This is a genomic window from Halomonas saccharevitans (assembly GCF_900116405.1).
GTDB classification, from domain to species: Bacteria; Pseudomonadota; Gammaproteobacteria; order Pseudomonadales; family Halomonadaceae; genus Halomonas; species Halomonas saccharevitans.
This window is the reverse complement of the sequence record NZ_FPAQ01000004.1, coordinates 71,455-84,495: the sequence shown is the minus strand read 5'-3', so window position 1 is coordinate 84,495 and position 13,041 is coordinate 71,455. Positions and strand designations below refer to the sequence as shown.

The 13,041-nt window shown below is 67.4% G+C and carries 13 protein-coding genes; 2 read left to right on the top strand and 11 right to left on the bottom strand.

Annotated elements, in window-relative coordinates:
• Nucleotides 1-52 precede the first annotated feature (52 nt).
• The 6 genes from BM388_RS03295 to BM388_RS03270 form a co-directional block, all read right to left on the bottom strand.
• On the bottom strand, nt 53-1,495 hold the full coding sequence (locus BM388_RS03295) for an NAD(P)(+) transhydrogenase (Re/Si-specific) subunit beta (RefSeq protein ID WP_089847193.1): 1,443 nt from the start codon (nt 1,493-1,495) through the stop codon (nt 53-55).
• 16 nt (nt 1,496-1,511) lie between these two features.
• Nucleotides 1,512-3,083: a Re/Si-specific NAD(P)(+) transhydrogenase subunit alpha gene (locus tag BM388_RS03290; RefSeq protein ID WP_089847191.1), complete on the bottom strand. Its 1,572-nt coding sequence runs from the start codon at nt 3,081-3,083 to the stop codon at nt 1,512-1,514.
• 253 nt (nt 3,084-3,336) lie between these two features.
• Nucleotides 3,337-5,241, bottom strand: a complete 1,905-nt coding sequence (htpG, locus tag BM388_RS03285; RefSeq protein ID WP_089847190.1) for a molecular chaperone HtpG — start codon at nt 5,239-5,241, stop codon at nt 3,337-3,339.
• Between the two features lie 105 nt (nt 5,242-5,346).
• Nucleotides 5,347-5,811 carry a PaaI family thioesterase gene (locus BM388_RS03280; RefSeq protein WP_089847188.1) on the bottom strand — a complete coding sequence of 155 codons (465 nt, stop codon included), beginning with the start codon at nt 5,809-5,811 and terminating at the stop codon, nt 5,347-5,349.
• Nucleotides 5,804-6,325, bottom strand: coding sequence for a PaaI family thioesterase (locus BM388_RS03275; RefSeq protein WP_089847186.1), 522 nt, complete (start codon nt 6,323-6,325; stop codon nt 5,804-5,806). The genes BM388_RS03280 and BM388_RS03275 overlap by 8 nt, the downstream gene beginning before the upstream one ends.
• A 45-nt stretch (nt 6,326-6,370) precedes the next feature.
• On the bottom strand, nt 6,371-6,730 hold the full coding sequence (locus BM388_RS03270) for a YkvA family protein (protein ID WP_089847184.1): 360 nt from the start codon (nt 6,728-6,730) through the stop codon (nt 6,371-6,373).
• Between the two features lie 158 nt (nt 6,731-6,888).
• On the opposite strand from BM388_RS03270, the gene BM388_RS03265 reads away from it, so the two are divergent.
• Nucleotides 6,889-8,829, top strand: a complete 1,941-nt coding sequence (locus BM388_RS03265; RefSeq protein ID WP_089847182.1) for a transglycosylase SLT domain-containing protein — start codon at nt 6,889-6,891, stop codon at nt 8,827-8,829.
• Nucleotides 8,830-8,909: 80 nt separating this feature from the next.
• Here the strand turns inward: BM388_RS03265 and BM388_RS03260 are convergent, their stop codons facing one another.
• Together BM388_RS03260 and BM388_RS03255 are read right to left on the bottom strand one after the other, a co-directional pair.
• Entirely contained in the window at nt 8,910-9,554 is a 645-nt protein-coding gene (locus tag BM388_RS03260; RefSeq protein WP_089847181.1) for a LysE family translocator, read from the bottom strand.
• A gap of 71 nt (nt 9,555-9,625) precedes the next feature.
• Complete coding sequence (locus BM388_RS03255) at nt 9,626-10,051, bottom strand: NINE protein (protein WP_089847179.1); 426 nt, start codon at nt 10,049-10,051, stop codon at nt 9,626-9,628.
• Nucleotides 10,052-10,355: 304 nt separating this feature from the next.
• On the opposite strand from BM388_RS03255, the gene BM388_RS03250 reads away from it, so the two are divergent.
• The gene (locus tag BM388_RS03250) at nt 10,356-10,562 is read left to right on the top strand and encodes a cold-shock protein (RefSeq protein ID WP_040187864.1); all 207 of its coding nucleotides are present in this window, start codon (nt 10,356-10,358) and stop codon (nt 10,560-10,562) included.
• 110 nt (nt 10,563-10,672) lie between these two features.
• On the opposite strand, the gene BM388_RS03245 is transcribed toward BM388_RS03250, so the two are convergent.
• The 3 genes from BM388_RS03245 to yegS all read right to left on the bottom strand — a co-directional run bounded on the left by BM388_RS03245 (nt 10,673) and on the right by yegS (nt 12,901).
• Entirely contained in the window at nt 10,673-11,404 is a 732-nt protein-coding gene (locus BM388_RS03245; RefSeq protein ID WP_139233888.1) for a hypothetical protein, read from the bottom strand.
• Between the two features lie 78 nt (nt 11,405-11,482).
• The gene (locus BM388_RS03240) at nt 11,483-11,911 is read right to left on the bottom strand and encodes a VOC family protein (RefSeq protein ID WP_089847175.1); all 429 of its coding nucleotides are present in this window, start codon (nt 11,909-11,911) and stop codon (nt 11,483-11,485) included.
• Between the two features lie 42 nt (nt 11,912-11,953).
• Complete coding sequence (gene yegS, locus BM388_RS03235; RefSeq protein ID WP_089847173.1) at nt 11,954-12,901, bottom strand: lipid kinase YegS; 948 nt, start codon at nt 12,899-12,901, stop codon at nt 11,954-11,956.
• Nucleotides 12,902-13,041: the final 140 nt, after the last annotated feature.

Below are 13,041 nucleotides of genomic sequence, written 5' to 3'. Positions count from 1 at the left end.
TGATCGATAGATCCCAGCGCCCGAGCCGGCATCCGGCCCGGGCGCGTCGGGGTCAGTCGACCAGGTGCAGCAGCGAGTCGATGCTCGATCTGGCATCGCCGTAGAACATCCGGGTGTTCTCCTTGAAGAACAGCGGATTCTCGATGCCGGAGTAGCCGGTCCCCTGGCCGCGCTTGCAGACGAACACCTGCTTGGACTCCCAGACCTTCAACACCGGCATGCCGGCGATCGGGCTGTTGGGATCCTCCTGGGCCGCGGGATTGACGATGTCGTTGGAGCCGATGACGATCACCACGTCGGTGGTGGGGAAGTCATCGTTGATCTCGTCCATCTCCAGCACGATGTCGTAGGGCACCTTGGCCTCGGCCAGCAGCACGTTCATGTGCCCGGGCAGGCGGCCTGCCACCGGGTGGATACCGAAGCGCACGTTCTTGCCCGCGGCGCGCAGCTTGCGAGTCAGTTCGCTGACCGCGTTCTGGGCCTGGGCCACCGCCATGCCGTAGCCAGGCACGATGATCACGCTGTCGGCATCGTTGAGGGCGCTTGCCACGCCGCCGGCATCGATGGCCACCTGCTCGCCCTCGATCTCCGCCGCGGGGCCCTGGCTGCCGCCGAAGCCGCCCAGGATGACGTTGATGAAGTTGCGGTTCATCGCCTTGCACATGATGTACGACAGGATCGCACCCGAGGAGCCCACCAGGGCGCCGGTGACGATCAGCAGGTCGTTGGAGAGCGTGAAGCCGATGGCCGCCGCGGCCCAGCCGGAATAGCTGTTGAGCATCGACACCACCACCGGCATGTCGGCGCCGCCGATGCCCATGATCAGGTGATAGCCGATGAAGAACGCCAGCCCCGCCAGCACCAGCAGGGTCCAGAAGCCCGCGCCGTTGAGGTAGAGGATGGCCAGCAGCAGCGACAGCGCCGCCGCGCCGGCGTTGAGCAGGTGCCCGCCGGGCAGCTGCTTGGGCTTGCCGTCGATCTTGCCGGCCAGCTTGCCGAAGGCGATCACGGAGCCTGTAAAGGTCACCGCGCCGATGAAGATGCCCAGCACCACCTCAACCTGCAGGAAGGTCAGCTCGGCCGGGGTCTTCTCCGCCACCAGGGCGGCGAAGGCCGAGAACTCCTGGGACGTGGCCTCGATGGCGCGCGCCGCCATGACACGGCGCCGCTCCAGGTCGGCGTTCCAGGCTACGAACACCGCGGCCAGGCCGACGAAGCTGTGCAGCGCCGCCACCAGCTGCGGCATCTCGGTCATGTCGACCTTGCCGGCCACGTAGACGCCGATGCCCGCCCCGATGACCATCATGGGGATCATCCACCAGTAGCCGCCGATGCCCGGCCCGAAGGCGGTGAAGAACACCGCCACGGCCATGCCGACGATGCCGTACCAGACGGCGCGCTTGGCCTTCTCCTGGTTGCTTAGCCCCCCCAGCGAGAGGATGAACAGAACACTTGCCGCGATCGCCGCGGCAGATACGAATCCTTGACCCAACATGTCGTGTCTCCGCCGCTCAGGATTTCTGGAACATGGCCAGCATCCGGCGTGTCACCAGGAAGCCACCCACGATATTGATGGATGCGATCAGCACCGAGATCGCCGCCAGCACGCCGACCACGACGCTGCCCGAGCCGATCTGCAGGACCGCCCCGAGGATGATGATGCCGGAGATGGCATTGGTCACCGCCATCAGCGGGGTATGCAGCGAGTGGCTGACGCCCCAGATCACCTGGAAACCGACGAAGCAGGCGAGCACGAAGACGATGAAGTGCTGCATGAAGGAAGCCGGGGCCACCTGGCCGAGCAGCATCATCAGCGCGCCGCCCACCGCCAGCAGGGTCACCTGGCGCTTGGTCTGCGCCTTGAAGGCGGCGTGCTCGGCGGCCTTCTTCTCCTCCGGCGTTGGCTCCTTCTCCTTGGGCTTGGGCTTGGCGGCGCCGATGGCCTTCACCTTGGGCGGCGGCGGCGGGAAGGTGACCTCCCCCTGGTGGGTGACCGTGGCGCCGCGGATCACGTCGTCCTCCATGTCGTGCTCGATCACGCCCTCCTTCTCGGGGGTCAGGTCGGTCAACATGTGGCGGACGTTGGTGGCGTAGAGCAGCGAGGACTGGGTCGCCATGCGCGAGGGGAAGTCGGTGTAGCCGACCACCGTCACCCCGTTGTCGGAGACCACCTTCTCGTCGGCCCGGGTCAGGTCGCAGTTGCCGCCCTTCTCGGCCGCCAGGTCGATGATCACCGAGCCGGGCTTCATGGCCGCGACCATGTCCTCCAGCCACAGCTTGGGCGCGGGCTTGCCGGGAATCAGCGCCGTGGTGATGACGATATCGACGTCCGGCGCCTGCTCGCGGAAGCACTCGAGCTGCTTCTCGCGGAATTCGGGGCTGGAGGGGGCCGCGTAGCCACCGCTCTCGGAACCGTCCTGGCTGTCCTCGAAGTCGAGAAACAGGAACTCGGCGCCCATGGACTCGATCTGCTCCGAGACCTCGGGACGCACATCGAAGGCGCGCACCACGGCGCCGAGGCTGGTCGCCGTGCCGATGGCGGAGAGCCCCGCCACGCCGGCGCCGATCACCAGCACCTTGGCGGGCGGGACCTTGCCGGCCGCGGTCACCTGGCCGGTGAAGAAGCGCCCGAAGTTGTTGCCCGCCTCGATCACCGCCCGGTAGCCGGCGATGTTGGCCATCGACGACAGCGCATCCATCTTCTGGGCCCGCGAGATGCGCGGCACCATGTCCATCGCCACCACGGTGGCGCCCTTGGCGCGGCACGCCTCCAGCATCGACTCGTTCTGGGCCGGCCAGAAGAAGCTGATCAGGGTCTGGCCCTCACGCAGGCGCTCGGCCTCCTCCTCGAGGGGCTCGCGGACCTTGATCACCACCTCAGCCTCGGTCCACAGCGCTTCGGCGTCGTCGACCACGGTAACGCCGGCATCGCGGTAAGCGGCGTCGTCGAAGCCCGCCGCCGCACCGGCACCGGTCTCGATGAGGCAGTCGTGTCCCAGTTTCTGGATGAACTTCGCGCTGTCAGGGGTCAGCGCGACACGCGCCTCTCCCTTGGCGAGCTCCTTGGGTGCACCAATCTTCACGTTGGATCTCCCGCTAGTTATTGGAATCTTGCATGGGTCAGAACAGATATTCATACCTGAGCATGCCGCGATGCACAACAGCCAGACGAAGGTCGCGGCCGGCCGCAAGGCCGCCGCCATACCCGCCTGAAAACGCCGCTGAGAACCTTGACGCGAACGGCAACCCGCGGTGCGACACCAACGCAAAAAGGCCGCCCGAAGGCGGCCTTATCATGAAGCGACATCGCGGTCGAAACCGCTGTCAGGCTGGCGTTCAGGCGCCCAGCAGGGCGTTGAGACGCTTGACGTAAGCGGCAGGGTCATCGAGATGGCCGCCCTCGGCGATGATCGCCTGATCGAGCAGGATGCGTGCCAGGTCCTCGAAACCGTCGCCCTCGACGCCCTCGAGGCGAGCCACCAGAGCGTGCTCGGGGTTGAGCTCGAGGATCGGCTTGACCTCGGGCATCGCCTGGCCGGCGGCCTCCATGATGCGACGCATCTGGAAGCCCATCTCGTGCTCGGGCAGTACCACGCAGGCCGGGGAGTCGGTGAGGCGATGGGTCACCTTGACCTCCTGGACCTCGTCGCCCAGCGCCTCCTTGACACGCTTGACCAGATCCTCCTTGGCCTTGGCGGTCTCCTCCTGCGCCTTCTTCTCCTCCTCGTCCTCGATCTCGCCGAGGTCGAGATCGCCCTTGGCGACGTCGACCAGGCGCGTGCCCTCGAACTCGGTGAGGTGGCTCATCAGCCACTCGTCGATGCGGTCGTGGAGCAGCAGCACCTCGATGCCCTTCTTGCGGAAGACCTCGAGATGGGGGCTCGACTTGGCCGCATTGAAGCCGTCGGCGACGATGTAGTAGATCTTCTCCTGACCCTCCTTCATGCGCGAGACGTAGTCGGCCAGCGACTGGTCCTGGGTGGCGCTGTCGGTGTGGGTGCTGGAGAAGCGCAGCAGGCCGGCGATCTTCTCGCGATTGGCGTGATCCTCCGCCGGGCCTTCCTTGAGCACGCTGCCGAAGGTGTTCCAGAAGGTCTGGTAAGCCTCGGGATCCTTGGCCAGCTTCTTGAGCATGTCCAGCGAGCGCTTGGTCAGGGCGCTCTTGATCTTGTCGACCTGCGGATCCTGCTGCAGCAGCTCGCGGGAGACGTTCAGCGACAGGTCACGGGTATCCAGCACGCCCTTGATGAAGCGCAGGTAGAGCGGAAGGAACTGCTCGGCGTCGTCCATGATGAAGACGCGCTGCACGTAGAGCTTCACCCCGCGGGCGCCGTCGCGCTCATAGAGATCGAAGGGCGCGCGGCCCGGCACGTAGAGCAGGCTAGTGTATTCGAGCTTGCCCTCGACCTTGTTGTGGCTCCAGGTCAGCGGATCGCTGAAGTCGTGGGCCACGTGCTTGTAGAAGGCCTTGTACTCATCGTCGCTGAGCTCGCTCTTGGGGCGTACCCACAGCGCGGTGGCCTCGTTGACGGTCTCCCAGGTAGTGGTCTCGCTGCCCTCGATCTCGTTGCCGTCCTCATCGCGGGCGGTCTCGACCTTGGGCATGCGCACCGGCACCTCGATGTGGTCGGAGTACTTGCGCACCAGGCTCTGCAGGCGGAAGTCGTCGGCGAACTCGCCGGCATCTTCCTTGAGGTGCAGAACGATCTCGGTGCCGTGGGTCTCGCGCTCGATATCGGCGACGGTGAACTCGCCCTCGCCCTTGGAGTGCCACTCGACGCCCTCGCCCTGCTCGGTGCCCGCCTTGCGGGTGCGCACGGTGATGTCGTCGGCGACGATGAAGCCGGAGTAGAAGCCGACGCCGAACTGGCCGATCAGCCGGGCATCCTTCTGCTGCTCGCCGGAGAGCTGCTTGAGGAACTCAGCGGTGCCCGAGCGGGCAATGGTGCCGAGGTTCTCGATCACCTCGTCGCGGTTCATGCCGATGCCGTTGTCGCGCACGGTGACGGTGCCCGCCTCGGCGTCGTGCTCGATCTCGATGCGCAGCTCGCTGTCGCCTTCATAGAGGGCATCGTTGTCCAGCGCCTGATAGCGCAGCTTGTCGCAGGCGTCGGCGGCGTTGGAGATCAGCTCGCGCAGGAAGATCTCCCTGTTGGAATACAGGGAGTGGATCATCAGGTGCAGCAGCTGCTTGACCTCGGTCTGGAAGCCGAGGGTTTCTTCATGGGTGGCAGTGGTCATGTGGCTCGGACCCCTTTTTCGACATGACAATGGTGGCGGCGCCACCGATGTGGAACTGTCGTCGATATGGGGCCCGTCGTGGGCTTTTCAAGCACCCCGTCACGCTTATCTGGCGGATGGGTCGCCGAGCACGAAGTGCAGGCGCGCGGTGGCGATCGGGACGCCCTCGCGCTCCTGCCAGGCCGCGACCTGGACGTTGCCCAGGCGCCGCCCCTCGCGCAGCAGGGTGCAGCGGGCCAGGGTCGGCACCACCCGGGCGGTGCGCAGGTAGTCGATGGAGAGATCGACGATGCGCGGCAGGCGCGGTTCCCGAGCGGCCAGCATCAGGTCCAGGGTCGCGGCGGTCTCCATGAAGGCAGCCACCACCCCGCCATGCAGTGCCGGCAGCAGGACGTTGCCGACGTTCTCCTCGCGGGGATCGAGGCGAAACAGCAGGCCCTCGCCATCCGGATCCGCCTCGGCCGTGACGCCGATGCGTCGGGCATAGGGCATTAGCGCCAGCCACGCCTGGACGTCGCCCTCGGCACGGGTGCGCGCCAGCCATTCGACGTCGTGGAAGCCATCACGCATGGTCGCTCTCCTCGAAAGGGGGCGCGTCGATCGGCGCCTCGGCGAACAGCGCCTCGGCAAAGCCCGGCGGCGTATTGCGCGGGCCCAGGCGCACGAAGTTGCCGATGCCTCGCGCCAGCGGCCCCGCCTGCTGGCGAAGTGTGCCCTCGGTGAAGACCACCGAGGCGGTGACCCGCACCACCCGCGCCTCGGCGATGATCGCCTGCCCGGCCACGCCCGGCCGATAGTGGTCGACGCGCAGATCGAGGGTCGGACAGACCTCCGGCGCCGGCAGCGCCGGCAGCACCGCCGAGCCGCAGGCGGTATCGAGCAGCATGGTCAGCACCCCGCCGTGCACCAGCCCTCGGGGGGCGTCGCCGAGCAGGTCATCGTGCCATGGCAGGCGCAGGGTGACTCCCTCGGGCGTCGCCTCGAGCACCTCGAGGCCGAGTGCGCGGGTATGGGGAATGACCGCGACGAAGCGCGCCAGGGCGCGTCGCCAGTCGGCGGCGCTGGGGGTGTGATCGGGGGGCATGCGGACCTCGTGGGACGCCTGTCGAGAGAGATTCAAACGAGCGTATCAAGGCAGGCGTTCGTCGTCGCGTCGACCTTCGCCGGGGGCCTTGCCCGCGCCCTCGCGCCAGGCGCGATAGCATGCCAGGTGGCGATCGACCCGGGTCAGCAGCCAGCCGACGATCACCACGTCGTCGACCAGGCCGAGCAGCAACAGCACGTCGGGGATCAGGTCGAGCGGTGAGATCAGGTACCCAAGCGCCACCAGCATCCACAGGAAAGCGCCCCAGGGCACCGGCCGGTAGCGACGCAGCAGCACGTCGCGGGTCATGGGCAGGAAGAGCCGCAGGGCGCGACCCATCTGGCCCAGCACGCGGGAGCGTCGACGCAGGCGCTCCCCCCACCATCCACCGCTGAACCTGGCCATTTCCTCTCCTTGCCGCCACGCACGAGTCCCGCTACACGATAGAATATCCCCACAGCGCCGAACAGCCGGCGTCTGTCGGGCCACGGCGACACTACTCAAGGCCGCCACCATCGGCCACCATGGCCGGCCGCCGATCGCGAACCGCAAGAGGTCACCCCATGCTCCCGACATTCGGTCACTGCAAGACCCTGATCGCCACCACCCTGTGCTGCCTGCCCCTGCTCGCCCAGGGCAATGACCGCGCCATGCAGGATGCCCTGCAGGCCGCGCGCAGCCAGCAATGGCAGAAGATCGATCAGCGCGCCATCGAGGGTCACGTGCTGGCCGGCTACGTCGAGTACCACCGTCTCAAGGCGCGCCTGCCCGGCGCCGAGCCCGAGGCGGTACTGGCCTTCATCGAGCGCCACGACGATGCCCCGCTGGGGAAGTGGCTGCGCGGCCAGGCCATCGAGCAGTATGGCGAGGCGGGGCGCTACGAAAGCCTCAGGGCGGTGGCCGACGGCGTGCCCGCGGGCACCGAGCGGCAGTGCCACTACTACACCGCCCAGCTCGGCGCCGACCCGCAGGCGGCCGCCGAGGGGGGCCGCGAGCTGTGGCGGGTCGGCCGTTCCCAGCCGGAGGCCTGCAATACCCTCTTCGACACCCTGCGAGCCCAGGGAGAGATCGATCAGCAGGCGATCTGGGAGCGCATGACCCTGGCCTGGCAGGCCGGCGAAACCGGGCTTGCCGACTACCTCGGCCGCATGCTGGGCCGGGACTGGCAGAATGGCCGCACGGCCATGAGCATGCTGAAAAAGGACTTCTCCGCCGTCACCCGCACCCCCGCCTGCCTAGGACCGGAGTGCCGCGGCACCAGCGCGCTGTATGCCGCCGCCATGCACGGCTTCACCCGGGCGGATACCGAGGCCGCCCTGGAGGCCTGGCGCAAGCTCTCCCCCCACCTCGCCCTGCAGGCCCGCCATCGCCGGGCGATCGAGCACGATCTGGCCTTCTACTCCATGGTACGCGAGATCGACCAGAACCTCGGCTGGGTCGACGAGCTGCTGACGCGACGCGATGACGATGACCTGCTCGAACTGCGGGTACGGACGGCGCTTGGCGATCGCGACTGGACCGGGGTCATCGCCTGGATCGGGCGGATGGACGAGGCGCAGCGCGACGAGAGTCGCTGGCAGTACTGGCTGGCGCGGGCCCGTGAACAGCAGGGCAACGACGATCTGGCACGCGAGGCCTACGCCCGGGCCGCCGGGGAGCGCAACTTCTTCGGCTTCGCCGCCGCCGATCGACTCGATCGCCCCTACGCCCTCAATCAGGCGCGCCACCGGATCGACGAAGCGACCCGCCAGGCGGTGGCCGAGTGGCCAACCGTGCGTCGCACCGAGGCGCTCTTGCGCATCGGCGAGCCGGGGCTCGCCGCCAGCGAGTGGTATGCCGCCGCGGCGCGCGGCAGCGAAGAGCAGGCCCGCCTGCTCGCCGACTATGCCCAGCGGCGCGGCTGGCAGGCCCGGCTGGTGCAGACCACCATCGCCGGCAAGCTGTGGGACGACCTGGCGTGGCGTTTCCCCGAGGCCTATCGCGATCACTTCCTGCACTGGGGCCGCCAGACCCGCGTCGACCCCTATCTGCTGATGGGTATCGCCCGGCGTGAGAGCGCCTACAATCCCGAGGCGCTGTCGCCGGCCGGGGCCCGTGGCCTGATGCAGCTGATGCCGGGCACCGCCACCCAGGTCAGCCGGCAGCTCGGCATGAACGACCCGGGGCCCTATGGCGTGCTCGACCCCGCCGTCAACATCCGCCTGGGCAGTACCTACATCCGCGACATGCTCGACCGCTACCAGGGCAACCGCCTGGCCGCCACGGCGGCCTACAACGCCGGCCCCCACCGCGTCGATCGCTGGCTGCGCGAGGCGCCGCAAGCGTTCGACCTCTTCGTCGAGAGCATCCCCTTCCGCGAGACCCGTGACTACGTGCAGGCCGTGCTCGCCTATCGGGTGATCTTCGAGAGCCTGGCCAACGGCGGCGACAGCACCGGCGTCTCGCTGCTGACCCCGGCGGAAACCTCGGGGCGCTACGACCGCTCGCTGCTGGCCAGCAACTGAGCCCAGGCGCGTTGCACGCCACACCCCTAACGCCAGCGGCCCCGGGATTTCCCGGGGCCGCTGGCGTTTCGACATCCGTCTCAGGCCGGCGAGCGCGTCAGCGCCAGCTTGATGCCGAAGCCCACCAGCACGGCCCCGGTCAGGCCGTTGAGCCAGCGCGTGAACGCCGAGCTGGAAAGCCACTGGCCGGCGCTGCCGACCATCGCCACGATGCCGATCTGCCACAGGTTGGCCACCACGAAGTGCACCCCGGCCAGCCACAGCGACTTGGCGAGCGCCGGATCCCCCGGGGCGATGAACTGCGGCAGGAAGGCCATGTAGAAGACCACCGTCTTGGGGTTGAGCACGTTGGAGAGCAGCCCCTCGCGCACCGGCCGCCACAGCGGCACCGGCGCGCGCTGGGTCGCGACGCCGGCCACGGGTAGCCCCTGTCCCCGCCGGGCGGCCAGCAGGCTCGCCACGCCCAGCCACACCAAGTAGGCGGCCCCCGCCAGCTTGAGCACGCCGAAAGCCCAGGCGGATTGCAGCAGGATCAGCGAGATGCCGAGCGCCGAGACCGTGGCGTGCACGAAGAGGCCACAGCAGATGGCCAGGCTAGTGGCCACGCCGTCGCGCCAGCCGCCCCGCGCGGTATTGCGGATCACCAGCAGGGTATCCACCCCGGGGCTCATGCTGAGCAGTGTGATGGCGACCAGGAACGACCAGAACTGCGCGTCGATGAACATACCACCCTCCAACCTCATTCACCCCATGCTCACGAGAGCCTTGGCCTTCAACGATAGAACGCGCCCGACGATCAGCCGCTGAAGATGCCGCGGCGGGCATGGCGCATGGAGATCTGGTCGTTGAGGGTCCAGAAATCGTAGAGCACCCCGAGCCCGAAGAGGCCGAAGGTCAGCAGGTAGAGGATGCCGCTCAGCCACTTGCCGAGATAGAAGCGATGAATGCCGAACACCCCCAGGAAGGTCAACAGCAGCCAGGCCAGGGTGTAGTTGGTCGGGCCGGCCTGGAAGCGCAGGTCCGCCTGGCGGTCCATGGACGGGATCAGGAACAGGTCGATCAGCCAGCCGATGCCGAGCAGCCCCAGGGTGAAGAACCAGAGGGTGCCGGTGACCGGCTTGCCGTAGTAGAAGCGGTGGGCGCCGAGAAAACCGAACAGCCACAGCAGGTAGCCGACCACCTTGCTGTGGGTGTCGCTGGAGGCGAGTTGCGGATGGGTCATGAGGGCTCTCTTTTCGGTGATGATTCTGGCGAGATGGAGGCTGGACGCTCACGGGCTTTCCATCTACAGTGTTTTTGCGGGCGGCAGCGCCAGTCTCCCTGCGACACCGTGTTGACGCAACCCTGGCGCTGTAGCACTATCCGCTGCGTTGGTCAGCAAGCAGAAAAGTCGTCAGCTGTACTTCGATTCCTTCGATATACCCGGTGCGCACTTGCTTCTGGTTCTGCCCACGCATTACGGGTCCATGGCGAGGTCGGTCCTCTCCTGGCCCAGCACCATTATTTGTTAGTTAAGGAAATCGACAATGGCAACTGGCACTGTCAAGTGGTTCAACGATACCAAGGGCTACGGCTTCATCTCTCCGGACGACGGCGGTGATGATCTGTTCGCTCACTTCTCCGAGATTCAGGCTGAAGGCTTCAAGTCCCTGCAGGACGGCCAGAAAGTCACCTTCGAAGTGACCCAGGGCAAGAAAGGCCTTCAGGCCTCCAACATCCGCGCTGCCGACTAAACCCCGGTTGACACGGAGACGACCGGCCGGCATTACCGTCCGAGCGTCGCAGAGAAAGGCCCACCTTTGGTGGGCCTTTTTCGTTTTCGACGACCGGCAGGCAAGCCTGCTCAGTCTTGTTCGCCTGAGCTCGCCTCGATGTCGAGCTCGGAAGAGGCACCCGGCGCCTGGCGCTCGGCCCGTTGGAACTGCTCCTCGATCTGGCGGCTCGCCTCTTCGAAGCGCTTCTCGGTCTCCTCGATGATGGCGTTGACCTCATCCTCGCCGAGCTCGTCCGGCAGCGTCGAGACTTCATCCGGCAGCGGCGAAGACTCCTCCAGGACCGAGTCCAGATCGGCCGAGGCCTCCGCCTCGGGGATCGGCTCGCGTTCGGGCCGCTGCCGCTCCGCCTGCTCGAACTGCTCGTCGATGCGACGACTGGCTTCCTCGAAGCGCTGCTCGGTCTCCTCGAGAATAGCATCGACGTCGGTGCGGCTCGTCTCGCCGGGCAGCGACTCATCCATCGTCACGGCCTCGACATCGCCCTCTGCCTCGGCGGCGATTTGGCCCTGCTCTGTCGCCGTATCTGTCGCCGCCTCGGTGGGCTGCTCAGTCTCGGACGGCGCCTCGGGGGCTTGATCGGCGAGCTGTGCCTCGGGTTGCTCGGTGGACGTCTCACTCACGGTCGACGCCTCGCTTGCGGGCGGCTCCTCGGCCGTCGAGGGCGTCGGCTCGGCCGGCTGGCTCGCTGTCTGCTGCGTCCCATCGCTCTCCGACGGTGTCGGCGTGTCGTCACCGCTGTCACATCCGGCGAGCCCCGCGACCAGCGCCAGGGCCGAGACCAGCGGCATCCAGGGTTTCATGGTCATTCTCCTGTTCCTGCCGATAAAGGGGCGCCATTGCACCAGAGCCCCCTCACGGCCGCAAGGTGACGGCTCGCCTCAGGTGGCGAACAGCTGGCCGGCGATATCGCGAAAGGCCTTGAACTCGATGGCATTGCCGCTGGGGTCGCGGAAGAACATGGTGGCCTGCTCGCCGGGCTCACCGCGAAAGCGCAGGTAGGGCTCGATCTCGAACCGCAGGCCCGCCGCGGTAAGCCGGTCGACCAGGGCTTCCCAGTCGGTCATCTCCAGTACCACGCCGAAGTGCGGGACAGGCACGCCGTGACCGTCGACCGGATTGCGATGGTCGTCAAGGCCCTGCTCGCCCAGCGCCGGGTTCAGGTGGCAGACAAACTGGTGACCATAGAGGTTGAAATCGATCCAGGTGTCGCTGGAACGCCCTTCGGGGCAGCCCAACAGGTCGCCGTAAAAGCACCGGGCCTCATCGAGGTCACGGACCTGAACGGCCAGGTGAAAGGGGGTGAGCATTGCGAGGTCCTCTGCCGATGAGAGATGAGAAAGGCTCCCTCATCATGCCGTCTCGCCGGCCGACTCGCCAGCGGCGTCTCCGTCCGTGCGGGCCGCACGGGTGAGCAACGAGCAGCTCGACGACACCGCCAGCGATAGCGCTCCGGGCTCGATGGTCACCGTGAACCCCTTGCGCCGGGCGGGCTCGCCATCCAGGGTCAGCGGCACCCCCTCATCGGCCTCGAAGGCGAGCCAGTCGACCCGCAGGGTATCGACGTGGCTGCCTCGAGCGGGACGCGTCTCGAGCTCGTGACGCATGGCGCGCAGCTGGGTCAGCGAGCCGATGTCGTGCAGGATCAGCACATCGAGGCGCCCATCGTCCAGCGAGGCCTGCGGCGTCAGCACGTGCCCCCCGCCCGACTGTCGCCCATTGCCGATGGCCAGCAGGCAGACCTCGACCCGGCGTTCGCCATCCTGCCAGCGAAGCCGCCCGGCATAGTGATTGATGTGCCAGGCCTTGACGGCACCGATCAGCGAGTAGGCTCCGCCGCCGAGTAGACGCTTCAAGCCCTTGGGCGTGGACGAGGTAATCTCGGCACCGAAGCCGGCGGTGGCCATGTTCAGGAAGTACCAGTCGTCCAGGCGAGGCACGTCGATGCGATGCGCCGGCAGGCTCAGGGCCGCCTCGAGGGCCGGCTCGCAGGTCAGCGGAAGGCCCACCGAGGTGGCGAAATCGTTGGCGCTGCCCAGGGGCAAGATGCCGAGCACGGGGCGGCGCTCGCGCGGCACGCGCATCAGGCCGTTGACCACCTCGTTGACGGTGCCGTCGCCGCCGCCGGCGATCACCCGATCGACGCCGTCGCGGGCGGCCTGCTTGGCCATGCGCTCGGCATCGCCGGCCTCCCAGGTGACGCACACCTCGAGGGCATCGCCTGCCGCCCGCCGCGCGAAGACCGCCTCGCGCACCTCCGGCAGCTGCGCCGACTTGCCATTGAGGATCAGTCTGGCCATGTGCTCTCCCCTGCCCGTGCATTCCTGGTCCGCGCCAGCCCACCCCGACTCACGCAGACTCACCCTGTCACGCCCGCGTCATCGCCGACGCGCATACACCAAATCATGAATGCCATTCACCCTACGACTTCCCTACACTA